The organism is Rahnella laticis, from assembly GCF_015644585.1.
GTDB lineage: Bacteria > Pseudomonadota > Gammaproteobacteria > Enterobacterales > Enterobacteriaceae > Rahnella > Rahnella laticis.
The window spans coordinates 286,585-313,577 of record NZ_JADOBI010000003.1; the positions used below are offsets into that span (position 1 = coordinate 286,585).

Annotated in this window: 23 protein-coding genes; 11 read left to right on the forward strand and 12 right to left on the reverse strand. The window is 56.0% G+C overall.

Annotation, left to right across the window (positions count from 1 at the left end; all coding sequences use genetic code 11):
• Positions 1 to 154 precede the first annotated feature (154 nt).
• Complete coding sequence (locus tag IV433_RS07635; RefSeq protein ID WP_152327667.1) at positions 155 to 400, forward strand: hypothetical protein; 246 nt, start codon at positions 155 to 157, stop codon at positions 398 to 400.
• A 98-nt stretch (positions 401 to 498) separates the two neighbouring features.
• Here IV433_RS07635 and erpA read toward each other — a convergent pair whose 3' ends face one another.
• Both erpA and clcA read right to left on the reverse strand, forming a co-directional pair.
• Positions 499 to 858: an iron-sulfur cluster insertion protein ErpA gene (gene erpA / locus IV433_RS07640; RefSeq protein ID WP_369825840.1), complete on the reverse strand. Its 360-nt coding sequence runs from the start codon at positions 856 to 858 to the stop codon at positions 499 to 501.
• Positions 859 to 946: 88 nt separating this feature from the next.
• Entirely contained in the window at positions 947 to 2,410 is a 1,464-nt protein-coding gene (gene clcA, locus IV433_RS07645; RefSeq protein ID WP_195813766.1) for a H(+)/Cl(-) exchange transporter ClcA, read from the reverse strand.
• A 186-nt stretch (positions 2,411 to 2,596) separates the two neighbouring features.
• Here clcA and hemL point away from each other — a divergent pair, with 186 nt between their 5' ends.
• Positions 2,597 to 3,877 (forward strand): glutamate-1-semialdehyde 2,1-aminomutase, encoded by a 1,281-nt coding sequence (gene hemL / locus IV433_RS07650; RefSeq protein WP_195813765.1) that lies wholly within the window; start codon positions 2,597 to 2,599, stop codon positions 3,875 to 3,877.
• A 61-nt stretch (positions 3,878 to 3,938) separates the two neighbouring features.
• Here the strand turns inward: hemL and fhuB are convergent, their stop codons facing one another.
• The 6 genes from fhuB to hrpB form a co-directional block, all read right to left on the reverse strand.
• Positions 3,939 to 5,927, reverse strand: a complete 1,989-nt coding sequence (gene fhuB / locus IV433_RS07655; RefSeq protein WP_195813764.1) for a Fe(3+)-hydroxamate ABC transporter permease FhuB — start codon at positions 5,925 to 5,927, stop codon at positions 3,939 to 3,941.
• Positions 5,924 to 6,826, reverse strand: coding sequence for a Fe(3+)-hydroxamate ABC transporter substrate-binding protein FhuD (gene fhuD / locus IV433_RS07660; RefSeq protein WP_195813763.1), 903 nt, complete (start codon positions 6,824 to 6,826; stop codon positions 5,924 to 5,926). The genes fhuB and fhuD overlap by 4 nt, the downstream gene beginning before the upstream one ends.
• Position 6,827: 1 nt before the next feature.
• The gene (fhuC, locus tag IV433_RS07665) at positions 6,828 to 7,640 is read right to left on the reverse strand and encodes a Fe3+-hydroxamate ABC transporter ATP-binding protein FhuC (RefSeq protein WP_195813762.1); all 813 of its coding nucleotides are present in this window, start codon (positions 7,638 to 7,640) and stop codon (positions 6,828 to 6,830) included.
• 78 nt (positions 7,641 to 7,718) lie between these two features.
• Positions 7,719 to 9,947, reverse strand: coding sequence for a ferrichrome porin FhuA (fhuA, locus tag IV433_RS07670; protein WP_195813761.1), 2,229 nt, complete (start codon positions 9,945 to 9,947; stop codon positions 7,719 to 7,721).
• 294 nt (positions 9,948 to 10,241) lie between these two features.
• Positions 10,242 to 12,881 (reverse strand): bifunctional glycosyl transferase/transpeptidase, encoded by a 2,640-nt coding sequence (mrcB, locus tag IV433_RS07675; protein ID WP_195813760.1) that lies wholly within the window; start codon positions 12,879 to 12,881, stop codon positions 10,242 to 10,244.
• Between the two features lie 214 nt (positions 12,882 to 13,095).
• The gene (gene hrpB / locus IV433_RS07680) at positions 13,096 to 15,540 is read right to left on the reverse strand and encodes an ATP-dependent helicase HrpB (protein ID WP_195813976.1); all 2,445 of its coding nucleotides are present in this window, start codon (positions 15,538 to 15,540) and stop codon (positions 13,096 to 13,098) included.
• 94 nt (positions 15,541 to 15,634) lie between these two features.
• Between hrpB and thpR the strand changes: the two genes are divergently transcribed.
• From thpR to folK, 6 genes are all read left to right on the forward strand, one after another.
• Positions 15,635 to 16,177: an RNA 2',3'-cyclic phosphodiesterase gene (gene thpR, locus IV433_RS07685; RefSeq protein ID WP_195813759.1), complete on the forward strand. Its 543-nt coding sequence runs from the start codon at positions 15,635 to 15,637 to the stop codon at positions 16,175 to 16,177.
• Between the two features lie 23 nt (positions 16,178 to 16,200).
• Complete coding sequence (gene sfsA / locus IV433_RS07690; RefSeq protein ID WP_195813758.1) at positions 16,201 to 16,920, forward strand: DNA/RNA nuclease SfsA; 720 nt, start codon at positions 16,201 to 16,203, stop codon at positions 16,918 to 16,920.
• Between the two features lie 244 nt (positions 16,921 to 17,164).
• Positions 17,165 to 17,620, forward strand: coding sequence for an RNA polymerase-binding protein DksA (gene dksA / locus IV433_RS07695; RefSeq protein ID WP_095924702.1), 456 nt, complete (start codon positions 17,165 to 17,167; stop codon positions 17,618 to 17,620).
• 62 nt (positions 17,621 to 17,682) lie between these two features.
• Positions 17,683 to 18,549 (forward strand): tRNA glutamyl-Q(34) synthetase GluQRS, encoded by an 867-nt coding sequence (gene gluQRS / locus IV433_RS07700; RefSeq protein ID WP_195813757.1) that lies wholly within the window; start codon positions 17,683 to 17,685, stop codon positions 18,547 to 18,549.
• A gap of 522 nt (positions 18,550 to 19,071) precedes the next feature.
• On the forward strand, positions 19,072 to 20,397 hold the full coding sequence (gene pcnB, locus IV433_RS07705) for a polynucleotide adenylyltransferase PcnB (protein ID WP_195813975.1): 1,326 nt from the start codon (positions 19,072 to 19,074) through the stop codon (positions 20,395 to 20,397).
• The gene (gene folK, locus IV433_RS07710) at positions 20,394 to 20,873 is read left to right on the forward strand and encodes a 2-amino-4-hydroxy-6-hydroxymethyldihydropteridine diphosphokinase (protein ID WP_195813756.1); all 480 of its coding nucleotides are present in this window, start codon (positions 20,394 to 20,396) and stop codon (positions 20,871 to 20,873) included. Before pcnB ends, folK begins: the two co-directional genes overlap by 4 nt.
• A 5-nt stretch (positions 20,874 to 20,878) precedes the next feature.
• Here the strand turns inward: folK and qseC are convergent, their stop codons facing one another.
• Both qseC and qseB read right to left on the reverse strand, forming a co-directional pair.
• Positions 20,879 to 22,237, reverse strand: a complete 1,359-nt coding sequence (gene qseC / locus IV433_RS07715; RefSeq protein WP_195813974.1) for a quorum sensing histidine kinase QseC — start codon at positions 22,235 to 22,237, stop codon at positions 20,879 to 20,881.
• Positions 22,238 to 22,242: 5 nt separating this feature from the next.
• The gene (gene qseB / locus IV433_RS07720; RefSeq protein ID WP_195813755.1) at positions 22,243 to 22,920 is read right to left on the reverse strand and encodes a quorum sensing response regulator transcription factor QseB; all 678 of its coding nucleotides are present in this window, start codon (positions 22,918 to 22,920) and stop codon (positions 22,243 to 22,245) included.
• 158 nt (positions 22,921 to 23,078) lie between these two features.
• Here qseB and panB point away from each other — a divergent pair, with 158 nt between their 5' ends.
• The 3 genes from panB to panD all read left to right on the forward strand — a co-directional run bounded on the left by panB (position 23,079) and on the right by panD (position 25,229).
• Entirely contained in the window at positions 23,079 to 23,873 is a 795-nt protein-coding gene (gene panB, locus IV433_RS07725) for a 3-methyl-2-oxobutanoate hydroxymethyltransferase (protein ID WP_195813754.1), read from the forward strand.
• 14 nt (positions 23,874 to 23,887) lie between these two features.
• A complete protein-coding gene (gene panC, locus IV433_RS07730; RefSeq protein WP_195813753.1) occupies positions 23,888 to 24,742 on the forward strand; it encodes a pantoate--beta-alanine ligase in 855 nt (284 codons plus the stop codon).
• Positions 24,743 to 24,848: 106 nt separating this feature from the next.
• Entirely contained in the window at positions 24,849 to 25,229 is a 381-nt protein-coding gene (gene panD, locus IV433_RS07735) for an aspartate 1-decarboxylase (protein ID WP_101075221.1), read from the forward strand.
• A gap of 67 nt (positions 25,230 to 25,296) precedes the next feature.
• On the opposite strand, the gene IV433_RS07740 is transcribed toward panD, so the two are convergent.
• Positions 25,297 to 26,067, reverse strand: coding sequence for an ABC transporter permease (locus tag IV433_RS07740; protein WP_195813752.1), 771 nt, complete (start codon positions 26,065 to 26,067; stop codon positions 25,297 to 25,299).
• Positions 26,067 to 26,990 carry an ABC transporter ATP-binding protein gene (locus IV433_RS07745; RefSeq protein WP_152327651.1) on the reverse strand — a complete coding sequence of 308 codons (924 nt, stop codon included), beginning with the start codon at positions 26,988 to 26,990 and terminating at the stop codon, positions 26,067 to 26,069. Before IV433_RS07745 ends, IV433_RS07740 begins: the two co-directional genes overlap by 1 nt.
• Between the last annotated feature and the right edge of the window lie 3 nt (positions 26,991 to 26,993).

Genomic DNA, 26,993 nt, shown 5'->3' on the forward strand with positions numbered 1-26,993 from the left:
GTCACGCCAGAACGTTAAAAATAACGTCACTAAAAGGCATGACTGGCATCCAAATCATAAGAATTTTGGATTAAAGGCCACGAAAACATTACCGATAACCTTCTCAGCCCCCGGCTGATTTTTATTGTGATTACACCAGCAGGAAAAAATATTAATGAAAGTACTCCTCCTCAGCGTGCTGCTGGCTTTGAGCCCGCTGGTCGCGGTCGCGGGCATGACAAGTGGCGAGATCCACATCAGCCTGACCATTTTACCGACCTGCAAAGTTGATGTGGCGCACTCCGGCACGTCCGTAACCTGCGCCAGCCGCACGATGATGCAGCCGCACATCAGCGAAATGATGCTCGCTTCCGTTCCGGGCATCAGCACGGATTCCAAACTGGTGACGGTGGAATGGTAAGTTGCATGTGAATGCTTACTTACCTCAGCGTGCGCCATCAACCATTAAAAAAGCCCGTATGCATCAGCAAACGGGCTTTTTTTAATCGGGCAAATCAGTTAGATACTGAAAGACGAGCCGCAACCACATGTGGTCTTCGCGTTTGGATTCGTCACCACGAAACGTGAACCTTCCAGACCTTCGGTGTAATCCACGGAGCCGCCTACCAGATATTGCAGACTCATTGGATCGACTACCAGCGCCACACCTGATTTCTCAATGGTCATGTCGCCGTCGTTGATTTTGTCATCAAAGGTAAAACCGTACTGGAAACCGCTGCAACCACCACCGGTGATATAAACACGCAGTTTCAGGTTCGGGTTTTCTTCATCAGAAATCAGGTTCTTCACCTTCTTCGCTGCGTTTTCAGTAAACTGTAACGGCAACGCAGCAGTTTCATTCAACAATGCTTCGCTCATAATCTCTCGCTCCCAATCCGCATTTGTTCAGGCCGCCGGATTGACTGTCTGAATAATGTACTCATTATCTTATACCTGAGTTAATGCTTCAAGTATGGGGTGTTTTGGTCGCGCTGTCCTGACTAATGGTGCCTTTAGTCTCAGATTCTGCTTCCGCTTTTTCGGCATTTTCACGTTCCTGCCGTTGCAGGGTGCGGGTCAGAATGGCTGAATACAAGGGCTTACCCCCCAAAAACTGAGCCAGCAGCGTTGCGCCGAGACAGGTAATAATCATCGGCAAAATGAGCTGATAGTTATCGGTCATTTCCAGCACCAGCACAATTCCGGTGAGCGGCGCACGTACACTGCCCGCAAATAACGCGCCCATTCCGGCAATCGCAAAAGTCGCGGGCTCAATGCCATATTGCGGGAAAAAGTACATCGCCGCGGTGCCGAATGCGGTGCCCAGCAAAGTGCCGAGCGCTAACATCGGCGCGAAAATCCCGCCAGGTGCACCGGAGGCGAAGCACAATAACGTGGTCGCGACGCGGACAACAAACAGAAACAGCAGCATCAGCAGGCTGTATTTCCCGGCCGCCGCCAGCGGGATCAGCGCAAAGCCGCCGCCCGCCGCTTCCGGCTGAACCAGCCCGAGCAACCCGCAAAAGCCGCCCAGAATGCCGCCGATAATCAGGATTTTCTTCAGATTGCCGCCGTGAATGCGCGCAAACATATCCTGTGTACGGAAAATCAGCGCGTTAAAGCTGACGCCTACCACGCCAAATACCATGCCTAACACCAGATAGAGCCACAGCGTGTTGAGCGGTGCGTTCGCCAGTTTCCCGACTTCAATCACCGCGCCATCGCCGTTGAAAATGCGGAAGACGATGCTCGACATAATTACGCCGATAAACACCGCTTTGATGGAAATCAGGCTGTACCGGAATTGCAGGCGCATCTCTTCGAGAATGAACAGGATCCCCGCCAGCGGTGCGTTGAAAGCGGCCGAAAGCCCCGCCGCCGCGCCGGTTGCCAGCAAAGAATGGCGCGCTTCGGCGCTGCGCAGCCGGAAAATATCCACCATCATTTTCCCGACGTTTGCGCCCATCTGCACGGTCGGCCCTTCCCTGCCCAACACCATGCCGGCGCCAAGCGTGCCCATCCCGCCAAAAAACTTCACCGGGATAACGCGCCACCAGCGAACGGGCCGCAATTCTTCCAGCGCGCCCTCAATTTCAGGGATGCCGGAGCCGCCCGCTTCCGGGGCAAAACGCCGCACAAGGTAATAGCCAAACATCGCCAGCACGGCGGAAACCACAAAGGTCAGCGGCCACAGCAGGATCCAGTAATCGCTGAAAAATCCTAAGCCGGTGAGGCGCAGGTGCATTACCCAGTTCACCGCTTTTTCGAACGCTACGCCGAGCAGCCCGGCGACGGTACCGGCCACCGCCGCGACCATCAAAATCGTCACCGGCGTCTTATCGCGGCGCAGGAAAAGGCGCAGCACTTCACTGCGTTTACGCGGACCGCGCAGGCGCGGATTATCTAAATGTTCAGAGTCTGATTCATTCATTAGGTGAAAGGTTATGTGGAAAGAGTTGGGAAAGATTGATGGATTTAATCATACAAAATGCCCGCCTGACAGGATCTGCAACAATATGCCGCACGGTTTACGGTTTGATAACGCCGCTCACTTCTCTAGAATGGGCGCATCAACATTCTTATCACATACAGAACCCAGCAATTCAGGAGCCGAATAATGAGTAAGTCAGAAAGTCTGTTCACGCAGGCGCAAGCGCTAATCCCGGGCGGTGTTAACTCGCCGGTACGTGCCTTCTCCGGCGTCGGCGGCGTCCCCTTATTCATTGCGCGCGCAGACGGCGCGTTCCTGTTTGATGCCGATGGCAAAGCCTATATCGACTACGTCGGCTCGTGGGGCCCGATGGTGCTCGGCCACAACAACGCGGAAATCCGCAATGCGGTGATTGAAGCGGCGCAACGCGGCCTGAGCTTTGGCGCACCGACCGAAATGGAAGTCAAAATGGCCGAGCTGGTCACCGGACTGGTGCCAAGCATGGACATGGTTCGCATGGTGAACTCCGGTACGGAAGCGACCATGAGCGCTATCCGTCTGGCGCGCGGCTTCACACATCGCGATAAAATCGTCAAATTCGAAGGCTGTTACCATGGCCACGCCGACTGCCTGCTGGTGAAAGCCGGTTCCGGCGCGCTGACTCTCGGCCAGCCAAACTCGCCGGGCGTGCCCGCTGATTTCGCCAAACATACCCTGACCTGCACCTATAACGATCTGGATTCGGTCCGCGCGGCGTTTGAACAGTTCCCGGACGATATCGCCTGTATCATCGTTGAGCCGGTCGCGGGCAACATGAACTGCGTGCCGCCACTGCCGGAATTCCTGCCGGGCCTGCGTGCAATTTGTGATGAGTTCGGCGCACTGCTGATTATCGACGAAGTGATGACCGGTTTCCGCGTCGCGCTGGGCGGTGCTCAGGATTATTACGACGTAACGCCTGACCTGACCTGTCTGGGCAAAATCATCGGCGGCGGTATGCCGGTGGGCGCATTTGGCGGACGCCGTGACGTGATGGAAGCACTGGCGCCAACCGGCCCGGTGTATCAGGCGGGTACGCTTTCCGGTAACCCGATTGCGATGGCCGCCGGTATCGCCTGCCTGACGCAGGTGGCACAGCCAGGCGTTCATCAGACCCTGACCGAACGCACTACACAGCTGGCGGAAGGTTTACGTGAAGCCGCAGCAGAAGAGAACATTCCGTTCGTGGTGAACCACGTCGGCGGCATGTTTGGCCTGTTCTTTACCGATGCCAAAACCGTCACGGGCTATCAGGACGTGATGAAATGCGACGTTGAGCGTTTCAAGAAATTCTTCCACATGATGCTCGAAGAAGGCATTTATCTGGCACCTTCCGCGTTCGAAGCGGGCTTCATGTCTCTGGCCCACACACAGGAAGACATTCAGCGCACCATCGACGCCGCACGCCGTTGTTTCGCTAAGCTTTAAGCCGCTATTTGGCAGAAGGCATAAAGGGGCCATCTGGCCCCTTTTTTATTAGCAAAACACGTTAACTCGCCTGCTTTCTCAGCAGATAGATAAAGTACGGCGCGCCGATGAAGGTCGCGAGCAAACCGGCGGGGATCTGGTTTGGGAAGATCACCATACGGCCACACCAGTCCGCGAAGACCATCAGCAGACCGCCGAGAATACTTGCCACCATCCACTGCGGAACGGCGCGGCGGAATCCCATCATGCGCGCCATATGCGGTGCCATCAGCCCGACAAAACTCAGCGGCCCGACGGTCAGCGTTGCGGCAGCCGTCATCACGGCGGCCAGCAGCAGGATCGCCACACGCGTTGGCGTCAGCGCCAACCCGACGGATTTCGCGGTCACGCTGCCGAGCGGCAAGATGTTTATCCAGCGGCGGCAGAACGGCACGATGACCATCAGCACGGCGGCCAGCGCCAGCGTTCGCCACGCCATCGGCGCAGTGACTGAATAGGTCGAACCGGAAAGCCAGGTCAGCAAACCGCCCATACGCGGATCACCGCTGGCCAGCAGCAGCGTCATCAGCGTGGTGAAAGCGGTACTCAGCGCAATGCCGGTCAGCAACATCCGTTCCGCCGAGAAACTGCGCAGGCCGGAGGCGACCATAATCACCAGCAACGTTAACGCCGCACCGGCACTGCCCGCAGGCAGCAGCCACACAAACGCATCGCCGGGAACGATAAACATCATCACCACGACGCCGGTCGCCGCACCGGAGCTGATCCCCAGCACTTCCGGGCTCGCCATCGCGTTACCGGTCAGTTTCTGAATCAGCACGCCGGAAGATGCCAGCATAATCCCTGCCGCCAGCGCCGCCAGTACGCGCGGTAAACGCCACGGCAGCAACGCCTGCAAATCTGCGCCCGTCTCCCAGCTCCAGCCTGTCGCATTACGCCCGACCATCAGCGCGATCACCAGTCCGGCGAGAAGCACCAGTAAAGCCAGCGCAACCCAACGCACCAGATGGTGACGTTCATTGGGCACATTGTCGCCCTGATTCATCGGCGGCGGTGTCATGCTGTTTCGCAGACGCGGCAGCAGCCACAGCAGCAGCGGCGCACCGACTAACGCGGTCGCGGCACCGGTCGGGATTTCCATCCAGATTTGCGTCACGTACTGCATCACCTGATCGGTGAACCACAGCAGCAATGCGCCAATCAGCGGGGCCATCACCAGACGCGCAGTCAGGCGACGTGCGCCGAGCATTTTCGCCAGAAGCGGCGCAAACAGGCCGATAAAACCGATGATCCCGACGGCGTTGACCAGCTGCGCACTCATCAGGATCGCCAGCGCCAGCACCGCCAGACGCGCCGCCGACAAGCCTAAACCGAGGTTTTTCGCGACGCCGTCATCCAGCCCGAGCAGCGTCATCGGGCGCTGTAACAGGAACGCCAGCAGCCAGACGATAATCACGCGCGGCAGTAAAAACGTCGCGACGTCCCAGTCCTGCTGCGTCAGCGAACCGCTGCTCCACATATACAGGCTTTGCAGGCTCTGATAGTTGAAGATCCCGAGCAGGCCATTCACCGCGCCGCAGTACAGGCCGAGTACCAGACCGGCGAGGATCAGCGTCACCGGCGACATGCGTTTACCCCATGCGATCCCGAACACCAGCCCGCCGATCACCACCGCGCCAGTCATCGCAGCAAACTGCTGAGTGATCATGCCGCCCGGCAGCGCCCAGAGTGTGGCGATCGTCAGGCCGAGCTGTGCGCCCGCCGAAACCCCCAGCGTCGCGGGTTCGGCCAGCGGATTACGTAATACCTGCTGGAATAGCAAACCGACCAGCCCCAGACCGGCACCGGCCAGGAGCGCGACGGCGATACGCGGCAGTGAGCTGTAATGGAAAAGCATCTGCTGAACATCGTCGATGTCCGGCTGCCAGAACGCGCCGCGCCATAAGTGATAAGGCAATTGCTGGTGCAGGTTGTAAATACTGAGCGCACCGGCTGCCAGCGCCAGAACTAAAAGTAGGATCAGCGAAACGCTGAGTGAACGGCGGTTCATACCGGTCTCCCCAGTGTGCTGTTCAGGATTTTACAGAAATGCATGGCGCTGAACGTTGCGCCGTAGAACCAGACGGCGGGGACAACGCTGAACTGATTTGAACGGACGAAAGGCATCGATTTCCACAGCGGCGTTTTGGCAACCGCATCCATGATGTCTGCGCTGCCGTGATCAAAGCACAGCACGCGGGCATTTTTAATGCGGGTAAGGCGCTCAACGCCTACCGACACGCTGCCCCAGAAACTGCCTTCGCCGCCCCACGCGTTGGTCAGCCCGACATCGCCCATGATTTCATGGAACATGCTGCCCTGACCAAACACCAGAACGTGGCGCGGGTCGATAAAGGTCATCAGCAGCACCGGTTGCTGCGCGACCGGTTTCATCAGCTCATGCGTTTTCGCAATGGCGTCGTTGTACACCTGCAAATGTTGTTCGGCGCGATCCTGCAAACCGAGCATATCCGCCAGTTTATGCAGCGATTTGATCGCCAGCTGCATCGGCTTCGCGCTGCCGTCATTGGCTTTCACACCCAGCACCGGCGCGATAGTTTCCAGCTGTTGGGTGTCCGGGCCATAACCTTGCGTTATCAGCAACAAAGAAGGTTTCAGTTGCTGGATAAGCTCCATGTTAGGCTCGGTGCGCTGGCCGACATCGATAACGCCGGGCGCCAGCGGCGGTTCCGCCACCCACAGGTTGTAATTGGGAATATCAGCAATCGCCAGCGGCATCACGCCGAGCGCAATCAGCAACTCGGTAGGTAACCATTCGAGGGTAACAATGCGGCTCAGATCAGGGCGCGAGGCAGACAGCGCTGGCAGGGAAGTCAGTAACGGGGACAGCGCCATCATCTGTAAAAGACGACGGCGCGTCAGCCCTGAATAACGTTGAATATCAGACATATCAGTATACGAAGCTTACCGGCGCACCGCCCGCAGGATGCGGAAGAATGCCCATCGGAATACCATAAATTTGTTCGAGAACGTCACCGCGCATCATGTCTTCCGGCGCGCCCTGCGCGATCATCTCGCCGCCGCGCAATGCCATCAGTTCATCGCAATAACGCGCCGCCATATTCAGATCATGCAATACCGCGATCACGGTTAAGCCTTTCTCACGGCTCAGGCGCTGGATCAACGCCAGCACATCTTTCTGATGCGCGATATCCAGCGCGGAAGTCGGTTCGTCGAGCAACAGGCAACGGCTGTCCTGTGCGACCATCATCGCCAGCCACGCACGCTGACGCTCGCCGCCCGAGAGGCTGTCGACCAGGCGCTGTGCGAACGGTTTCAGGCCCACCAGCGCAATGGCTTCTTCGACTTTTTCTTTGTCCTGATGTTTAAAACGCCCCAGCGCGCCGTGCCACGGATAGCGGCCAATCGCCACCAGTTCCTGCACCGTCATGCCTTCTGCGGCCGGAAGTTGCTGCGGCAGATACGCCACCTGACGCGCAAACGCTTTGCTGTCCCACTGGGCCAGCGGCGTTTCATTCAGATAAATCGTTCCGGACGTCGCCGGCTGATGCCGTCCCAGCATTTTTAACAACGTTGATTTCCCGGAGCCGTTATGGCCAATCAGCCCGCACACTTTCCCCTGCGGGAAGGTCAGTGACAGTGGCGCGAGCAACGTTCGCCCCGGCACTGAAAAGCTGACTTCTTGCAGGCGGAAGACGCTGTCAGGCAGCGATGAAGACGGGTGTACGTTGTTATCAGGCATAAGATTTTCTACGTGACGTCTGGACGTGAATTGGAAACGGGCACGACCAGCGTGCCCGGATTTAACTTCTTAAAGCTTTTAGAAACGGAAGGTGGCTGTTGCCACAACCTGACGATCTGAACCCCAGTAACAGGCGTAATCGCGGTAGCAGCTGGCAACGTACTCACGATCCAGCAAGTTGTTGATGTTCACGCCCACGGAAGAACCCGGCAGGCCGAAACGACCCAGATCGTATTTCACCGTTGCATCCACCAGTGTGTATGAAGAGACATTGAATGCTTCATTCGCTTTGTCTGCATTTACACCGTTCGTTGTGTAGAAGCTGGAGCTGGCCCCGACATAACGCACACCGGAGCCTACGGTCAGGCCGCTGAGCGCCGTTTCGTGGAAGGTGTAATCCGCCCACAGAGACGCCATATTTGCCGGTACTTCAACGGGGCGTTTGCCTTCGAAAGTGGTGTCATGCGTGTACTTGGCATCAGTGTAGGTATAAGACGCCGTCACGTTAATGTTAGCGTTAATCGCAGCTTTGGCTTCGAGTTCAACACCACGCGAACGTATTTCACCAGACTGAACGCTAAAGGCGGCATCAGCAGGGTTGGCGGTCAGGTTTTTGTCTTTTGTCAGCTGGTATACCGCCGCGGTCAGGCTGATCGGACGATCGTTCGGGATGTATTTGATCCCGGCTTCGTACTGTTTGCCCATTGAAGGATCGAACGGTTTCCCTTCTTTGGTCGCGCCGGCAGTCGGTTCAAAGGATTCGCTGTAGCTGAAGTACGGAGAAATACCGTTGTCAAACAGGTAGTTCAAGCCACCGCGCCAGGTAAACTGCTCGTCGTTGATCTGCGCAGAAGTGTTCGTTGTGCGGGTAAAGGTTGAGCTTTTCGCGAAATCGTAACGACCGCCGAGGGTCAGGATCCACTTGTTCCATTCCGCCTGATCCTGCACGTACAGACCCGTTTGTTCCTGACGGTTGAGGATCTCATACGGGAAGTACAGCGAGACATTGCCGTTGCCGTACTGCGGATTCGCCAGATTCAGATTACTTGCGCTGCCGTAATCCGCATCAATATCGTTACGCATACGCATGTAATCGACGCCTGCCAGCACGGTGTGATCAACATCACCGGTACCGAATTTAGCTTGTGCCTGCGTATCAACATCAAAGTTTGCCAGCTTCTCTTTGGACTGAACATAGCTGCGCGTAATGTTGCCGTTGCCGAGGTAGCCGAAGCCGTAAACCGATTTATATTCCGTATCGAGTTTGGTGTAACGCAGGTTCTGGCGAACTGTCCAGGTATCATCAAACTGATGCGCGAAGCTGTAACCGACCATTTTCTGATTACGGGACATGCGGTTACCCGCTTCGCCTTCGTTGAAATCTGTCGGCAGTTTATGCGCTTTACCATTGGCGTCGTAATACGGCACAACGGTGCCTTCACGTGGCAACCATCCGTAGTAACCCGCATCCGGATCGTTCTGGAAATTACTCAGGAAGGTGAAATCAGTTTTATCATCAGGACGCCATGAGAAAGACGGAGCAATGGAATAGCGTTTTTCTTTCGCCATTTCCTGCTGCGCATCCTGACTACGTGCCACACCGGTCAGACGGTAGGAATACACGCCCGCATCGTCGATGGCATCGCTGAAATCGAAACCGGTCTGGTACAGGTTATCTGTACCCATTTTGAACTGTACTTCTTTGAGTGGTTCAGTGGTCGGGCGCTTGCTGACCATGCTGACAACGCCGCCCGGGTTGCTTTTACCGTACAAAACGGAAGACGGCCCACGCAACACTTCAACACGCTCAAGCATGTACGGATCCATCGACACTTCAGAATAGTTATCACCCTGAAGTTTGATACCGTCGAGATACTGGTTGGTATTCACAGAGGTGAAGCCACGGATTGCCATAGCATCAATGGTGTTGGAGCTACCACGGCTGGCGAAGACACCCGGCGTATAACCCAGCGCTTCTTTCACCGTCACAGGCTGCTTCATGTCCATTTCTTCGCGGGTGACCACGGAAACAGACTGCGGGGTTTTCACCAGTGGTGTATCGGTTTTAGTCCCGGTCGCACTGTGTTTTGCAGCGATGGTCGCCGCAGGGCCCCATGCGGATTCCTGCCCGGCTTGCGCAGACGCCGAACTGGTAACATTAATCGTATCTTCTTTCGCGGTTGCTGTGGTTGCTGCACCTGCGTAAAACGCGGTGGAGCCCAGAACGGCGGTAATGGTTAACGCGAGCGTCCGACGCTTAAATGCGCCTTTTTGGACTGAGTTTGAAAGCGAGCATTGAGAAGCCATTGCATTATCTCTGGAGTGGTAATGGGAATGTAAACGATAATTATTATTATGACCGTCGCATAATATGCGCATTGCGCGGGGCTCTGCAAGCCTATTTGACTCATAGATTGGCTGAATGAATAAAAAGTATCCCCATGTTAAACATGGGTAAAAACGCCTATGAATTATACGGAATGAGTTGTGAAAGACCTGACGGGAATGTAAAACACGACGGGGAAATTTGAGTTAAGAATAACAATTAAAAAGGGCGCGATTCTCATCGCGCCCTTTAATGTTTCTGAAATCAACAATTTGTTACTGGCCGGAACCGAACATGTCCTTGATCCAACCGGCAACACCGTTGCTGTCTTTCTTCTCGTCCTGCGCCTGAGGTTGCTGCCCCTGAGGCTGTTGTTGTTGCTGCTGTTGTTGTTGCTGCTGTTGTTGCTGAATCTGCTGCTGTTGTTGTTGCTGAACGGCAGAAACAGAAGCCTGGCACATAGCATCCGGTGAATCGGTCCAGACCGGAATGGAACGTACGGTACCACCGCCCAGCATACCGCCACCGCCGCCACACACAAAGTTACCTGCACCGTCGATATTCATCGGGCTGATACCTTCCGGCATTTGCAGATCCAGCGGCTGAGGCGTGCCGTTTTCCAGATAGCGGCCATACAGCACCAGCGCACCGGTAGAACCCCACAGTTTAGACGGGCCGTTGTTATCGCGGCCAACCCAGGTGATTGCAACCTGATTGCCGTCGATACCGGCAAACCAGCTGTCACGCAGTTCGTTCGATGTCCCGGTTTTCGCGGCCAGATGCAGTTTCGGGAATTTGTTCGCCAGCGCGCGCGATGTCCCTTCCTGAACCACCTGCTGCATTGCGTACAATGTCAGATAAGCGGCCTGAGAAGGGATCACACGTACCGCCTGCGGGAAGCTCTGGTACAAGACCGTGCCGTCTTCCGCAATCACCGAACGCACCGCCGACAACGGCGCTTTGTTACCGCCGCTGGCAATGGTCTGGTATTCCTGCGCCACTTCCATCGGCGTCAGCGCGATTGCACCGAGCAACATCGACGGCGTCTGGTTCAGGGATTCTTTCGGGATCCCCAAATCAATCAGCGTTTTGGTGATGTTGTCGAGACCCACCGCCATCCCGAGGTTAACCGTCGGAACGTTCATGGAACGCGCCAGCGCATCCACCAGCAGAACCTGACCGCGGAACTGATGGTCATCGTTTTTCGGCGACCAGATCTGGCCGTTCGCCAGTTTCAGGTTCAGCGGCTGGTCGGCAAGAATGGTGTTCAGGCGGTATTTATCCGGCTGCGACAGCGCAGTCAGATAGGTCGCCGGTTTAGCCAGAGAACCGACCTGACGGCGCGCCTGCATGGCGCGGTTGAAACCGGCAAACTGCGTTTCCGCTCCGCCGACCATCGCACGCACTTCACCGGTATAACGGTCAACAATCACCATCGCCGTTTCGATGTCGTTCAGGCCGCTTTTCTTGCGAAGTAACGGAATGCCTTCTTCAACCGCTTTTTCCGCCGCATCCTGAGAAATCGGATCCAGCGTGGTGAAAATTTTCACCCCGGACATGTCCTGAACTTTATCGCCCAGCTTGGCCTGCAATTCCTGACGCACCATCTGCATGAACGCAGGCTGCGGTGAAATCACCCCGCCTTTTGGCTGTACGCCCAGCGGACGGGCGCTCAGCATGTCATACAATTCCTGATCGATAACTTTCTGATCGACCAGCAAACGCAACACCAGATTACGACGTTGCAGCGCCATCGCCGGGTTACGCCACGGGTTATACAGCGATGCGCCTTTCACCATACCGACCAGCAATGCCTGCTGATCGAGGCTCAGTTCGTTCACCGGACGGCCAAAGTAGTACAGGCTCGCCAGCGGGAAACCGCGGATCTGATCAGAACCGCTCTGGCCGAGATACACTTCGTTCAGATACAGCTCAAGGATGCGATCTTTGCTGTAATCGGCGTCGAGCAAGACCGCCATCACCGCTTCACGCGCCTTACGACTCAGCGAGCGTTCGTTGGTCAGGAACAGGTTTTTGACCAACTGCTGGGTCAGCGTTGAGCCGCCCTGCACCGCATGACCGGCTGTCAGGTTCGCCACCACAGCACGACCGATGGAATAGAAGTTAATCCCGTCGTGCTCGTAGAAATGGCGGTCTTCCGTTGCCAGCAAGGTGTCAACCAGCAAATCCGGGAAGCCGGAACGCGGCACGAACAGACGCTGTTCGCCGTTAGCATTGGACGCCTGCAACATGGTGATCAGACGCGGATCCAGGCGGAACAGCCCGAAATCACGCTGATTATCCAGGTTTTTAATTTCTGACAGGCTGTTGCCATCAAACATCAGACGCGCGTTAACCTGCCCTTCTTTGCCTTCCGGGAAATCAAACGGACGGCGCAGTAAATCAATGTAGTTCGCGTGAACGGTAAATTCGCCCGGACGGGTGATGCGCGTCACTTCGCGATATTGCGTGCCTTCCAGCAGCCCGACCATTTCAGCTTTGCTGATGGACATATCCGGCTCAAGGTTTACCTGACGACCATAAACGGCCGCCGGTAATTGCCAGACTTTACCGCCGTCGATACGGCTGTGGATTTCACGGTTCAGATAGACCGCGTAAATGCCCAGCAGAATGGCAAAGACGATGAACAGCTTGACCAGCAGCCAGAAAATACGGCGTTTCAGGCTCTTCTTGCCGCCTTTTTTCGCTTTACGCGGCGGTGCTTTGCGGCTCATGCGAGATCCCCGTTCTTCTTCGTAATCATCTTCATCCTCATACTCGTCATCGAGTTCCTCTTCTTCGTATTCGTCGTAGTCGTCATCCCGACGGCTGCGGCGAACCGGACGAGTCCGCGCAGGCTTGCGCCCGGCGGGTTTACCTTTACGGCCAATTGGCTCGCGATCATCGCCAGACATCAGTCATTCTCCCCACGTACTGCTGTGTTCGTCATAAAGTTATTCTGCATAATGATTCTGTTTAGCTGAGTCATTTTCATATTCGATTCAAACGGATACTTTTTTATCCCGCAACGCGGGCAGCAAGGCGCTTACTCTGTGCCCGGCTTTGGTTAACTTCCAGAAGAAAGGTCTGAAAAAAAGCGACCTTTCCTGAACAATTTCGTCGCCACGCTTATTGCGCGGAATACTTCTTGGTTCGCCGCGTCGGCGCTGCTTCAGCCGGGTTGTCAGGCCACGGATGTTTCGGGTAGCGCCCTTTCATTTCTTTCTGCACTTCGCGGTACGAGCCCTGCCAGAACGCCGCGAGATCGGCGGTAATTTGCAAAGGCCGCTGCGCCGGAGACAGCAATTCCAGCACCACGGTCACGCGCCCTTCGGCAAGCTTAGGGCTGCGTTCTTCGCCAAACATTTCCTGCATCCGCACCGAAAGCGCCGGTGGCTGGTCTGCATAATAGCGGATCGGCAGGCGACTGCCAGTCGGGACGGTGTAATGCGTCGGTAAAGCGGCGTCAAGACGCTGACGTTGTTGCCAGTCACAAAGCCTTAATAAGGCATCATGCAAATCAACCTGTTGCAGCGATTTTAACGAACGCACGCCCTGTAAAGAAGGCTGTAACCAGCTTTCCAGCCCGCCGAGCAGCGCCTCGTCGTCCATCGCTGGCCAGTCAGCCTCCGGCAGCCATTTGGCCGCACAGGTCAGGCGCAACCGCAATTGTTCGGCGGCCACCGACCAGGTCAGCGCCTGCAAACCCTGCGTTCGGATCCAGTCGATCAGCGCCTGTTGCAGCTCGGCATCTTCCGGTTTTGCCAAAGGATTCGCTTTCAGCACCAGACGCCCTATTTGCCAGCGCCGCCACGCGCGCAGCGTCCCTTTTTCTTCATCCCATTCGACCGCCGTCTGCTCTTTCACGACGTCCGGCAACCGCGCAGGCAGTTGTGTGATATCGAGCGAAATTGCCAGCAAAATTCGGGCGTCCGGGCTGTTGTTGCCCTGCAATAATTGCGGCGCAACCAGCCACGGCGCGCGGGTTAATCCGTCGTCCTGCGGCAATGACGCGCCCAGCCCGTTCGCCAGCAGATAACGGCCATCTTCACCGCGTCGCTGGGCGATACGGTCGCTGAATGCGCGCGCCAGCAGCCACGGTGCGAGCGACGAATCGGCATCACCGCTTTTCCCGCCGGTGCGCTGCGCCAGCTGTTTTGCGCGCCGCTGCCAGTTTCCCTGCGGACGGCTGAACCAGTAATCAATATCCGGCAACCCGCCGCGTGGCGGTTCTTCGAGCATGGCTGCCAGCAGCGCTGCCGTCGCCAGCGCGTCCGGGCTTTGCTGCGCCGCAGAAATCAACATCGCCGCCAGCCGGGGCTCACAGCCGAGTTGCGCCATGCGCTGCCCGTCGGCGGTAAGTTTGCCCTGAGCGTCGGTCGCGCCAAGCTGATGTAAAAGGTATTTTGCCGCCGACAACGCCGCCGCGGGCGGTGCATCGAGCCACTGAAGCTGCGCCGGATCCTGACAACCCCACTGCAACAACTCCAGCCAGAAACTGCTCAGATCGCTTTGCAGGATTTCCGCTTCGGCCTGCGCACTGGCGCGTTCCGCCTGCTCTTTGCTGAACAGATGCCAGCACAATCCGGGCTCCAGACGCCCTGCGCGGCCTGCGCGCTGGGTCATCGACGCCTGACTGATGCGCTGCGTAACGAGACGCGTCAGGCCGCTGCGCGGGTCAAACTGCGCGCTGCGCTCCAGACCGCTGTCGACCACCAGCCGGATACCTTCAATGGTCAGGCTGGTTTCCGCAATATTGGTCGCCAGCACGATTTTGCGACGTCCGGCGGGTGAAGGCTGAATGGCTTTTTGCTGCTGCTCTAAAGAGAGCGCGCCATAAAGCGGGCAGAGATCGACATCGCCTGCCACCTTGCCCGAAAGCAGATTTTGCACGCGGGTAATTTCGGAAACGCCGGGCAAAAACAGCAGCATTGAGCCGTGATTTTCACTCATCAGGCGGCTGACCATGCGGGAAACGCCTTCGTCCAGCCTTTCGTGGGTGGCGAGGGAAAGATACTGACGGTCAACCGGAAAACTGCGGCCTTCGGAGACGATCACCGGCGCATCAGGCAGCAGCGGCGATAAACGCAGATTGTCGAGCGTCGCGGACATGATCAGCAGTTTCAGATCATCGCGCAGCGCATTTTGTACGTCGAGCAGCAGCGCCAGCGCCAGATCGGCCTGCAAACTGCGCTCATGGAATTCATCGAGGATCACCAGCGAAACGCCGGTCAGTTCAGGATCCGCCTGCACCATGCGGGTGAGAATGCCTTCAGTCACGACTTCCAGCCGCGTCGCCGCGCTGGTTTTGCTTTCGGCGCGCATACGGTAACCGACGGTTTGCCCCGGCGTTTCGCCCAGCAGCTGCGCCAGACGGAAAGCGACATTTTTTGCCGCCAGACGACGCGGTTCCAGCAACAGGATTTTCCCCGGCAGATTGCCCTGTTTGAGCAACTGCAACGGCAGCCAGGTCGATTTACCGGCACCGGTCGGCGCGAGCAGTAACACTTGCGGTGCCTGCTTAAGGGCGATTAAAAGCGGTTCAAGTACGGCGCTGACCGGCAAAGAAGACAATGAATTCTCCATGAGAGTTAACTTTAAACGGCGGGCATTGTAGCATTTAGCGCCAGATCCGGTATGTCGTGATTTTTTTAAACCAGGAATGAATATGTCTGTCGAGCGCCGCCTGTTTTTCGCCTTAGCGTTACCTGCAAAGTTACAAAAGCAGGTCATCAAATGGCGTGCCAATAACTTTCCGCAGGACACCGGCCGCCCCGTCACGGCGGTGAACCTGCACATTACGCTGGCGTTTCTGGGCGAAATCAGCGAACTCAAAACGGATGCGCTGACCCGCATCGCCGGGCGCATTCAGGCGCAAAAGTTTAGCCTGTGTCTGGACGATATCGGTCACTGGCCGGGTTCCGGCGTGGTCTGGATTGGCACGAAGCGCGCGCCCAATGCGCTGCTGCAACTGGCTTCGGTGCTGCGCTCTCACGCCGCGCGTAACGGCTGCCATCAGAGTACGCTGCCGTTTCATCCGCACGTGTCGTTGTACCGCAGCGCCACGCGACCGGTGGCGATCCCACCCGCCACGCCTGACTGGCAACTGGACGCCGAAGAATTCAGTCTTTACGAATCGACTTACAAACGCGGGCGTACCCGTTACCGCTGCCTGCAAAGCTGGCCTCTGGCTGACATTCCGGCCACCTGAATCTCTTTTATACGGAAACTCTCATGCATTTCGAGCCAGCGCTTCAACCCGCTACCCTGATCAAACGTTACAAACGTTTTCTCGCAGACGTCATCACCCCCGATGGCCGTGAACTCACGCTGCACTGCGCCAACACCGGCGCAATGACCGGTTGCGCCACGCCGGGCGATACCGTCTGGTATTCCACCTCTGATAACGCCAAACGTAAATATGCCCACAGCTGGGAGCTGACCGAAACGCAGCAACATCACTGGATTTGCGTGAATACGCTGCGGGCAAACCAGCTGGTGCGCGAGGCAATAGAAGCCGGTCGCATACCGGAATTATCCGGTTACAGTAATTTATCGGCGGAAGTAAAATACGGCACCGAAAATAGCCGTATAGACTTGATGTTACAGGCAGAAAATCAACCTGACTGCTATATTGAAGTGAAATCTGTCACGCTGCTGCACGAAGGTCAGGGATTCTTCCCGGATGCAGTCACGCTGCGCGGCCAGAAGCATTTGCGCGAGTTACAGTCGATGGCAGAACAGGGGCAGCGAGCGGTACTTTTCTTCGCTGTTTTACATTCAGGCATTGAAAGCGTGTCTGCTGCACACCATATTGATCCCCGTTACTCAGAATTGCTGACGCAGGTTCAGAAAAAAGGTGTAGAAGTGATGTGCTACGGTGCCGCACTTTCTGCTGAGGGTATCCGCCTCACAGAACGATTACCGCTGGTCACGAAATCATTAAACGGATAAACCCAGTTCGGATAACCCTGTTATTAGCCGTCGGCGGCATAAATACAGGTCGCGAATACGCTTTTCCTCACAGGCTTGTCAAGCACCTGTCAGGAATAATTGCCAACCTCGTTGCCTTCTGTTATTTATAGCGGCCTGATTTTTTCCCCCGTTGGGGATCGAAGTGTTCGAAGCCTCTCATTTGCAGAAAATCTGTAAACGTTAAGGTGGATGAACATAGTGCGTGTTATGTAGGAGAAGCATCATGCAAGAAGGCCAAACCCGTAAGACGTCGTCCTTGAGCATTCTCGCTATCGCTGGGGTGCAGCCGTATCAAGAGAAGCCGGGCGAAGAGTACATGAACGACGCTCAGCTGGCTCACTTCAAAAAGATTCTTGAAGCATGGCGCAATCAGCTCAGGGATGAAGTAGATCGTACCGTTACACACATGCAGGATGAAGCTGCAAACTTCCCTGATCCGGTCGACCGTGCCGCTCAGGAAGAAGAATTCAGCCTCGAACTGCGTAACCGTGACCGTGAACGTAAGCTGATCAAAAAGATTGAAAAAACACTGAAAAAAGTGGAAGACGAGGATTTCGGTTATTGCGATTCCTGTGGCGTTGAGATTGGCATCCGCCGTCTTGAAGCACGTCCGACCGCTGACTTGTGTATCGACTGTAAGACTCTGGCAGAAATCCGCGAAAAGCAGATGGCTGGCTAAGTCCCGGGTTCCACGCGGTGCGTCATGCACCGCGTTCCCTTTAAAAGCACGACCCCATTCTTATGCCACAAAATCAATATACGGGCCGTTTCGCGCCTTCACCTTCCGGTGACCTCCATTTTGGTTCGCTGATTGCCGCACTCGGCAGTTATCTGCATGCGCGCGCCCAAAACGGTCAGTGGCTGGTTCGCATTGACGATATCGATCCGCCGCGTGAAATTCCCGGTTCTGCTGAGCGCATTCTGGCCACGCTTGAACGCTATGGTCTGGAATGGGACGGCGACGTCGTCTGGCAATCCAAACGTCATGACGCCTACCGCGAAGTGCTGGACTGGCTGTATCAGCAACAAAAAAGCTATTACTGCACCTGTACCCGCCAGCGTATTGCCCAAAGCGGCGGTTTTTACGACGGTCACTGCCGTGGCCTGAATTTAGGTGCAGAAAACGCGGCAATTCGCCTGCATCAGACCTTACCGGTTTATGGTTTTGATGATGATTTTCAGGGGCATTTACAGGCCGAAAGCCAGCTGGCCGAAGAAGATTTTATTATCCGCCGCCGCGACGGGCTGTTTGCCTACAATCTGGCGGTGGTCGTTGATGACCATTTTCAGGGCGTGAATCATATTGTGCGCGGAGCCGATCTCATCGAGCCCACCGTGCGCCAGATTTCGCTTTACCGGCATCTGGGCTATCCGCAACCGGGATATCTGCATTTGCCGCTGGCACTGAATGAAAATGGCGACAAGCTTTCGAAACAAAATCATGCACCGGCGCTGCCTGAAGGCGATCCGCGGCCGGTAATCATTAACGCACTGAAATTTTTAGGCCAAACGCTGCCGGAAAACTGGCAGGATTACACTTTGCCTTTATTATTACGCTGGGCGACAACGCACTGGACGCCCTCTGAGATACCGCGTCAGGGCGCTTAATCAACGCTGAACTGACATCGGCATTCTCAAAGAGGCTATCGTGAGCTATGATTAGCCGCTGTTTTTGCGTCACGCCAATTTTTTCAGTCACTATCGAGGTGTACCATTTTTACCCGAGTAGCCAATTTTTGCCGTAAGGTGCTGGTCCGTGAAGATAAAGTCGTTCGTGAAGAAAAGGCTGTTCATGACGAAGCCGCACTTCATGGAGAAGTTAATCGTGAGGACAATTCCCGTCGCGATCCGTCTCCTGTGGCTGAAAACACTGTGAAGGCAAACCATCCTGAACGTCGTGACAACGAGCAACGCCGCGAAAACCGTGGCCGTCGGGATGACAACGCAAACCGGGGCGAGCGTCGTAACAACAACCGTCGCTCTGCGCCTTATCAGCCGCGTGGCGAACGTAACGACAATCGCGGTGAACGTACCGACAGCCGTGGCGAACGCAGCGAACAGCGCGCTCCGCGTACCGAGCACGTCCAGAAGCCACGCCCGTCATTTGATTACGCGGGCGAAACCCGTGCGATGACCATCATTCCCCGCGATGAGCACAATATTTCCCGTCGTGATATCAGCGAAAACGCCCTGAAAGTCCTGTACCGCCTGAATAAGTCTGGCTATGAAGCCTTCCTGGTAGGCGGTGGCGTGCGCGATTTGCTGCTGGATAAAAAGCCAAAAGATTTCGATATTACGACCAATGCAACGCCTGATCAGGTGCGCAAACTTTTCCGTAACTGCCGTCTGGTTGGCCGCCGTTTCCGTCTGGCCCACGTAATGTTCGGCCCGGAAATCATCGAGGTCGCCACATTCCGTGGTCATCACGAACAGTACGAAGAAACCGACGATAAAAACGTTTCCCAGCAGGCCCAGAACGGCATGCTGCTGCGCGATAACATCTTCGGCACGATTGAAGACGACGCCCAGCGCCGCGATTTCACCATCAACAGCCTGTATTACGGCGTGGCTGATTTCACCGTCCGTGATTACACCGGCGGCCTGCGTGACCTGGAAAACGGCATCATTCGGCTGATAGGCGATCCGGAAACCCGCTACCGCGAAGACCCGGTGCGTATGCTGCGTGCGGTGCGTTTCGCTGCAAAACTCGACATGAAGATCAGCCCGGAAACCGCTGAGCCGATCCCACGTCTGGCGACCCTGCTACAGGAAATTCCGCCTGCGCGCCTGTTTGAAGAATCGCTGAAATTGCTGCAAGCCGGCTACGGTTATGCCACGTACAAAAAACTGTGTGAATACCAGCTGTTCCAGCCGCTGTTCCCGCTGATCGCCCGCCAGTTTACTGAGCATGGCGACAGCCCGATGGAACATATTCTGTTGCAGGTTCTGAAAAATACCGACTACCGTTTGCAGAACGATCAGCGCGTCAATCCGGCGTTCCTGTTCGCGGCAATGTTGTGGTATCCGGTGATTGAACATGCACAGAAACTGGCGCAGGAAGGCGGTCTGACGTATTACGACGCCTTCGCGCTGGCCATGAACGACGTGCTCGACGAACAATGTCGCACGCTGGCAATTCCAAAACGTATTACCACGCTGGTGCGTGATATCTGGGCATTGCAGCTGCGTCTGTCCCGCCGTCAGGGCAAACGTGCGCACAAGCTGATGGAACATCCTAAATTCCGTGCCGCTTACGATTTACTGGTTCTGCGCGCTGAAGTTGAACAGCATCGCGAACTGCAAAGTCTGGCGCAGTGGTGGGGTGAATTCCAGGAAGCCACACCGGCCTCGCAGAAAGCCATGCTCGGCACGCTCGGTGACGATGCAACGCCTGCGCGTCGCGCACGGACACGTCGTCCGCGTAAACGCACTCCCCGTAAGGATGGCGGTCAATGATCCGCGTTTACCTGGCTCTGGGAAGCAATCTCTCACGACCTCTCGACCAGGTAAATTGCGCGCTGGAGGCGCTGGCACATTTGCCGCGCACCCGCTTTGTGGCTGTCTCTCCGTTTTACCGCAGCAAGCCGCTGGGGCCGCAGGATCAGCCTGATTATCTGAACGCCGTGGTGTCGCTCGATACGTTATTACCGCCGGAAGAGCTGCTCGATTGCACCCAGGCCATCGAGCAAAATCAGGGACGTGTCCGCAAAGCCGAACGCTGGGGCCCGCGGACATTAGATCTGGATATGCTGTTTTATGGCGATCGGGTGATCGACACGGAGCGTTTAACTGTGCCGCATTACCATATGAAGAACCGCGAGTTTATGCTGTACCCGCTGGCGGATCTGGCACCGGATCTGGTGTTCCCGGATGGCGAAACGCTGCAAAGCGTACTGGATCGCGTTCCGCTGAATGGCCTGACAAAATGGTAGGCCGCTCAGCGACTTACCCGCACCTGTAATCCCCCTTCTGTTTTGTTCCGGTACTCTACCCGCAACTGATGTAACTGTGCGATCCTCTGTACGATCGAAATCCCCAGACCGCTGCCGGTTTGCTCCTGACCCGGTGGCCGGTAAAAACGTTCGCCGAGCCGCGCCAGATGTTCTTCCGAGATCCCCGGCCCCTGATCTTCTACCGTTAATCCCTGCGCATTCAGCGTGACCGAGACCGTGGTTTCCGCCGGAGAATAACGAATGGCGTTATCCAGCAGATTACGCACCATCAGCGAAAGCAGAAGAGATTGTCCGCGCATTTGCGGCGGCGTTCCCTGCTCTTCAAAACGTAATTCGATACCTTTGCTGTGCGCACGATAATCCTGTTCGGCCAGATTTTGTGCCAGCAACGAAGGCCAGTCGATGATCTCCAGTTCTTCCGGTTCTGAGAAAATTTCCAGCCGCGACAGCGTCAGCAGCTGATCCACCAGCCGCGTGGCGCGATCGATACTGGTGGTCAGGTTTTCCAGCGCATGCTCGCGCATTTCGGTGTCGTCACCGGACAGCTGCACCACTTCGGTTTGCACGCGCAATGCCGCCAGCGGGCTGCGTAATTCGTGCGCGGCATCGGAGGTAAACCGGCGTTCGCGGACCAGCATTTCACTGGTACGGTCGAACAGATAATTCAGCGCGTTTGCCAGCGGCAGGACTTCACCGGGCAGACGATCGGTGACAATCGGCGTGGCATCTTCCGGCGATCGCTGACGCAGCCCTTCTGCCACCCGACGCAGCGGTCGGAGTTCCAGCGTCACCATCACAATCAGCGCCAGCAGCAATACCGGCAATGAAGCCAGCCACGGCGTCAGTTGCCCGCTGACTAAACTCCAGGCCATATCATTACGGTAGTCGTATTCCTGACCGACAGCCACGCGATATTGCCCGTCTGGCGATGTCAGCCAGACCATACGCCAGTCGTCGTTGTCGCCTTTAAGTTCGTCATCTTTAAAGCCCTGTGTGTTGCCGTCGAAGCGGATACGTTTGCCGTTTTCGCCGTCGTTGAGCAGCATGTCGCCCTGCTGATTAAAAATGGCAAACGTCAGCGCATCGTCATCGGTATGGCCACGTGAACCTTTGCGGACCATCTTTTTGGTGTCCGGCAGCTCGGCGTCTTTTTGCATATTCAGCCGGTCGCCCAGCCCGGTGGCGGCCAGACGTTTAGCGAATAACATCTGTTGCGTATCAAACACTTCGTTGATGTGTTTGCGGGTCTGGTGCCAGGCCACGCCGCTGGCAATCAGCCACGTCAGCAGCGCCAGCACGGTAAACAGCAGGATCAGCCGGAGACGCAGACTCAGGTTTTTCAGCTCCTTCACGCACTCTCCCCGGACGGCACATCGCCCAGCGTATAACCCACGCCGTGAACGGTGCGGATGAAGCTTTTGCCGAGTTTGCTGCGAAGATGGTGGATATGCACTTCAACCGCGTTGCTGCTGACTTCATCGTCCCAGTTGTACAGTTTTTCCTGAATCAGGGTGCGCGCCAACACGCGGCCTTTGTTATTGAGAAACAGTTCCAGCACCGCGACTTCACGCGGCGTGAGCGTGACGGTTTCGCCATTGAGCGTTACACTTCGGGCTGCCGGATCGAATTCCACTGCGCCGTGCGTCACTTTTGGCGTAACCACGCCATGACGGCGGCGGATCAGCGCCTGTAAACGCGCGGCCACTTCCACCAGCGCAAACGGCTTACACAGATAATCATCCGCCCCGGCCTGCAATCCGCTGACGCGCTGTTCAAGCGCATCGCGCGCCGTGAGGATGAGCACCGGCGTGTCACGACCGGCCTTGCGCCATTTACGCAGCAGCTCCATGCCGTCCATTCCCGGCAGGCTTAAATCGAGGATCACCGCATCGTACGGCGCGCTGTCAAGCGCGGCTTTGCCGGTCAGCCCGTCGGTAAACCAGTCGAGCGTAAACCCCAGTTTTGTCAGCCCGGCTTTGATGCCGTCGCCAATCATTTTGTCGTCTTCAACCAATAGAATTCGCATGGTTCCCTCCGTTTTTTTCATTATAGGCGAAGCTTCTTAATCACTTCTTAAGACCTGGATCATGGAGTCCGTTGCTGATCTTGCTGTCTGCATTTCGGCTCATACAGTAGAATACTGGCATCATATTCATCCGATGAATTATTCAAAGGAAAGTGTTCATGAAACCAACAACGCTGAGCCAGCTTCGCCAATGGAAGCAGGAAAAACATAAATTTGCGACCATTACCGCGTATGACGCCAGCTTTTCACAGCTGTTTGCTGAGCAGGGCATCACCGTCATGCTGATTGGTGACTCCCTCGGGATGGTCGTTCAGGGGCAGGATTCCACCCTGCCGGTGACGGTTGAGGAAATTGCTTACCATACGCGCTGCGTGCGCCGTGGCGCGCCTCACGCTTTATTGCTGGCAGACCTGCCGTTCATGAGTTACGCCACGCCGGAACAGGCGTTCGAAAGCGCGGCAATCCTGATGCGTGCCGGCGGCAATATGGTGAAACTCGAAGGCGGTAGCTGGCTGTGCGATACGGTTAAAATGCTGACCGAGCGCGCCGTTCCGGTGTGCGGCCATCTCGGCCTGACGCCGCAATCGGTGAACATTTTTGGTGGTTACAAAGTGCAGGGGCGCGACGAAGTGGCCGCAAACCAGCTTATCAAAGATGCGATGATGCTCGAAGAAGCTGGCGCGCAGCTGCTGGTGCTGGAATGTGTGCCCGTTGAACTGGCGCGCCGCGTGACCGAAGAACTGAGCATCCCGGTGATCGGCATCGGTGCCGGTAACGTGACCGACGGACAGATTCTGGTGATGCATGACGCGTTCGGCATTACCGGTGGCCATACGCCAAAATTTGCCAAAGACTTCCTCGCGGAAGCGGGCGATATCCGCAGCGCGGTGCGTTTGTATGTCGATCAGGTCGCGCAGGGCGTGTATCCGGGCGAAGAGCATTCCTTTAAATAATCGGGAGAAGAAGTGTGCTGATAATTGACAGCGTGGCGCTGCTGCGTCGCGAGATCCGCGATTTCCGTAAGAATAACAAACGTATTGCCCTGGTGCCGACCATGGGGAATTTGCACGAAGGCCATATGACGCTGGTGGAAGAAGCGAAAGCGCGCGGCGATGTGGTGGTGGTGAGTATTTTCGTGAATCCGATGCAGTTCGAACGCCCGGACGATCTCGAGCGTTATCCGCGCACGTTGCAGGAAGACTGCGAAAAGCTGAACAAGCGCGGCGTGGATCTGGTGTTTGCCCCGTCTCCGGCGGAGGTTTATCCGAAAGGCCTGACAACGCAGACGCAGGTCGATGTACCGGTGATTTCTACCATTCTGGAAGGCGCGAGCCGTCCGGGGCATTTCCGTGGTGTATCGACGATTGTCAGCAAATTGTTCAATCTGGTGCAGCCGCAGGTGGCCTGTTTCGGCCAGAAAGACTTCCAGCAACTGGCGCTGCTGCGCACGATGGTGGAAGACATGGGCTACGACATTGAAATTATTGGCGTACCGATTGTACGCGCCAAAGACGGTCTGGCACTGAGTTCGCGCAATGGTTATCTGACTCCTGAAGAGCGTAAAATAGCGCCTCAGCTGAACAAAATCATGAACGCGCTGGCGGAGCGTCTGAGCCAGGGCGAGCGTCACGTTGAAGAGATGTTGCAGGAAACCGGGCAACAGCTGCGTGAAGCCGGATTTACGCCAGATGAGTTGTTTATTCGTGATGCCAAAACCTTGCAGGAATTGTCCGTCGACAGCACGTCCGCGGTGATCCTGATGGCAGCATGGTTAGGGAAAGCCCGGCTGATTGATAATCAAGAGGTTGATCTGACGCAGTAGACAGCGCAGCTCAAATCGGCAACTATGTTGGCCGCCGGAAATATCGGAATTTTATTATCTCCGCCCGGCGGGTTCCCTGATTTTTTACGCAAGTAAGGTATATGTGATGATCCGCACTATGCTGCAAGGCAAACTGCACCGGGTTCACGTGACTCAGGCAGATTTGCACTATGAAGGTTCCTGCGCCATCGACCAGGACTTTCTCGATGCTTCAGGCATTTTAGAGTACGAAGCGATTGATATTTATAACGTTGATAACGGTCAGCGTTTCTCAACTTACGCCATCGCGGCAGAACGCGGTTCGCGTATTATTTCGGTTAACGGCGCTGCGGCGCGCTGCGCCTGTGTCGGCGATCTGCTGATCATCTGTTCTTACGTGCAGATGTCTGACGCTGATGCCCGCCAGCACAAACCGAAAGTGGCTTATTTTGAAGGTGAAAACCAGCTGAAACGCACCGCGAAAGCCGTGCCGGTTCAGGTGGCTTGAGCCCGAATCAGGCCAAAAAAAACGGGGCATGGATTGCCCCGTTTCTCATTTTATAATCCTAACGGCATTAACTACGTAAACCACGCCCGCGCTCAATCAAGTACCACGCCAGCAGATAAAACACCGCGATAAACGCTACCAGCACGCTCATCGTGAAGATCAGCGGAACGTCACTGACGCCAAGGAACCCGTAGCGGAAACCGCTGATCATGTAGACGATCGGGTTCAGCTTTGAAATCGCCTGCCAGATGGGTGGCAGCAGCGACAGCGAGTAAAACACGCCGCCCAGATACGTCAGTGGTGTCAGCACGAACGTCGGGATCAGGCTGATATCATCAAATGTGGTGGCAAACACCGCATTCAGCAAACCGCCCAGCGAGAACAGGATCGCGGTCAGCAGCAGCGTCAGCGCAATCACCCACCAGGAATGGATCACCAGCGGCACGAAGAACAACGAAATCGCCGTGACCAGGATCCCCACACAGATCCCACGCGCCACGCCGCCGCCGACATAACCGGCGATCACCACGTGCGTTGGCACCGGTGCAACCAGCAGCTCTTCAATATTGCGCTGGAATTTCGCGCTGAAGAACGACGAAGCCACGTTAGCGTAAGAGTTGGTGATTACCGCCATCATGATCAGGCCAGGCACGATGAACTGCATGTAAGTAAAACCATGCATGCTGCCGATTTGCGAACCGATCAGATTGCCGAAGATGATGAAATAAAGCGTCATGGTGATCACCGGCGGAACCAGCGTTTGGATCCAGATCCGGCCAAACCGGTTGATCTCTTTCAGCCAGATACTTTTGAGTGCTACCCAATACAGTTGCGACATTATTTCTTTTCCCCGCTGCCGTTCACCAGCGTGACAAACAGCTCTTCCAGACGGTTGGCTTTGTTACGCATACTCAATACCTGCACGCCCTGCTTGCTCAGCTGGCTGAACAGGGAGTTCAGGCCCTGTTCACGCATGACTTCAACTTCCAGCGTTGACGTATCTGTCAGCTGGCTGCGGTAACCTTCCAGCACCGGCAGCGGGCTTTTCGCCCCTAAATCCAGAATAAAGGTTTCGGATTTCAGCTTGGACAACAACGCTTTCATGCTGGTGTTTTCCACCAGTTCGCCGCCCTGAATAATGCCGATATTGCGGCACAGCATTTCGGCTTCTTCCAGATAGTGCGTGGTCAGAATAATGGTCGTGCCCTGCGCATTCAGCTCTTTCAGGAAGCCCCACATCGAGCGACGCAGTTCGATATCCACACCGGCAGTCGGTTCGTCGAGGATCAACAGTTTCGGTTCGTGCATCAGCGCACGGGCAATCATCAGACGACGCTTCATCCCGCCGGAAAGCATGCGGGAACGCTCATTGCGCTTGCCCCACAGATCCAGCTGGGTCAGATATTTTTCGGCACGCTGAAGCGCCAGCGGACGCGGCACGCCGTAGTAACCGGCCTGGTTGACGACAACCTGCATCACGGTTTCAAACGGATTGAAGTTGAATTCCTGCGGCACCAGCCCGAGCTGACGCTTGGCGTTGACGATATCTTTGTCGATGTCGTAACCAAACACCTGAACCTTACCGGCGGTTTTGTTTACGAGTGAACTGATGATGCCGATGGTCGTCGATTTACCCGCACCGTTTGGCCCCAGCAGGGCATAAAAATCGCCGGCTTCGACGCGCAGATCGATACCGCGCAAAGCCTGTACACCACCGGCGTAAGTTTTGGTTAACTTTTCCAGTTCCAATGCATAATTCATAAA

Coding starts and splice junctions, on each gene's coding strand:
- IV433_RS07635 (WP_152327667.1), top strand. CDS start 155: ATGAAAGTACTCCTCCTCAGCGTGCTGCTGGCTTTGAGCCCGCTGGTC.
- erpA (WP_369825840.1), bottom strand. CDS start 858: ATGAGCGAAGCATTGTTGAATGAAACTGCTGCGTTGCCGTTACAGTTT.
- clcA (WP_195813766.1), bottom strand. CDS start 2,410: ATGAATGAATCAGACTCTGAACATTTAGATAATCCGCGCCTGCGCGGT.
- hemL (WP_195813765.1), top strand. CDS start 2,597: ATGAGTAAGTCAGAAAGTCTGTTCACGCAGGCGCAAGCGCTAATCCCG.
- fhuB (WP_195813764.1), bottom strand. CDS start 5,927: ATGAACCGCCGTTCACTCAGCGTTTCGCTGATCCTACTTTTAGTTCTG.
- fhuD (WP_195813763.1), bottom strand. CDS start 6,826: ATGTCTGATATTCAACGTTATTCAGGGCTGACGCGCCGTCGTCTTTTA.
- fhuC (WP_195813762.1), bottom strand. CDS start 7,640: ATGCCTGATAACAACGTACACCCGTCTTCATCGCTGCCTGACAGCGTC.
- fhuA (WP_195813761.1), bottom strand. CDS start 9,947: ATGGCTTCTCAATGCTCGCTTTCAAACTCAGTCCAAAAAGGCGCATTT.
- mrcB (WP_195813760.1), bottom strand. CDS start 12,881: ATGTCTGGCGATGATCGCGAGCCAATTGGCCGTAAAGGTAAACCCGCC.
- thpR (WP_195813759.1), top strand. CDS start 15,635: ATGTCTGTCGAGCGCCGCCTGTTTTTCGCCTTAGCGTTACCTGCAAAG.
- sfsA (WP_195813758.1), top strand. CDS start 16,201: ATGCATTTCGAGCCAGCGCTTCAACCCGCTACCCTGATCAAACGTTAC.
- dksA (WP_095924702.1), top strand. CDS start 17,165: ATGCAAGAAGGCCAAACCCGTAAGACGTCGTCCTTGAGCATTCTCGCT.
- gluQRS (WP_195813757.1), top strand. CDS start 17,683: ATGCCACAAAATCAATATACGGGCCGTTTCGCGCCTTCACCTTCCGGT.
- pcnB (WP_195813975.1), top strand. CDS start 19,072: ATGACCATCATTCCCCGCGATGAGCACAATATTTCCCGTCGTGATATC.
- folK (WP_195813756.1), top strand. CDS start 20,394: ATGATCCGCGTTTACCTGGCTCTGGGAAGCAATCTCTCACGACCTCTC.
- qseB (WP_195813755.1), bottom strand. CDS start 22,920: ATGCGAATTCTATTGGTTGAAGACGACAAAATGATTGGCGACGGCATC.
- panB (WP_195813754.1), top strand. CDS start 23,079: ATGAAACCAACAACGCTGAGCCAGCTTCGCCAATGGAAGCAGGAAAAA.
- panD (WP_101075221.1), top strand. CDS start 24,849: ATGATCCGCACTATGCTGCAAGGCAAACTGCACCGGGTTCACGTGACT.
- IV433_RS07740 (WP_195813752.1), bottom strand. CDS start 26,067: ATGTCGCAACTGTATTGGGTAGCACTCAAAAGTATCTGGCTGAAAGAG.
- IV433_RS07745 (WP_152327651.1), bottom strand. CDS start 26,990: ATGAATTATGCATTGGAACTGGAAAAGTTAACCAAAACTTACGCCGGT.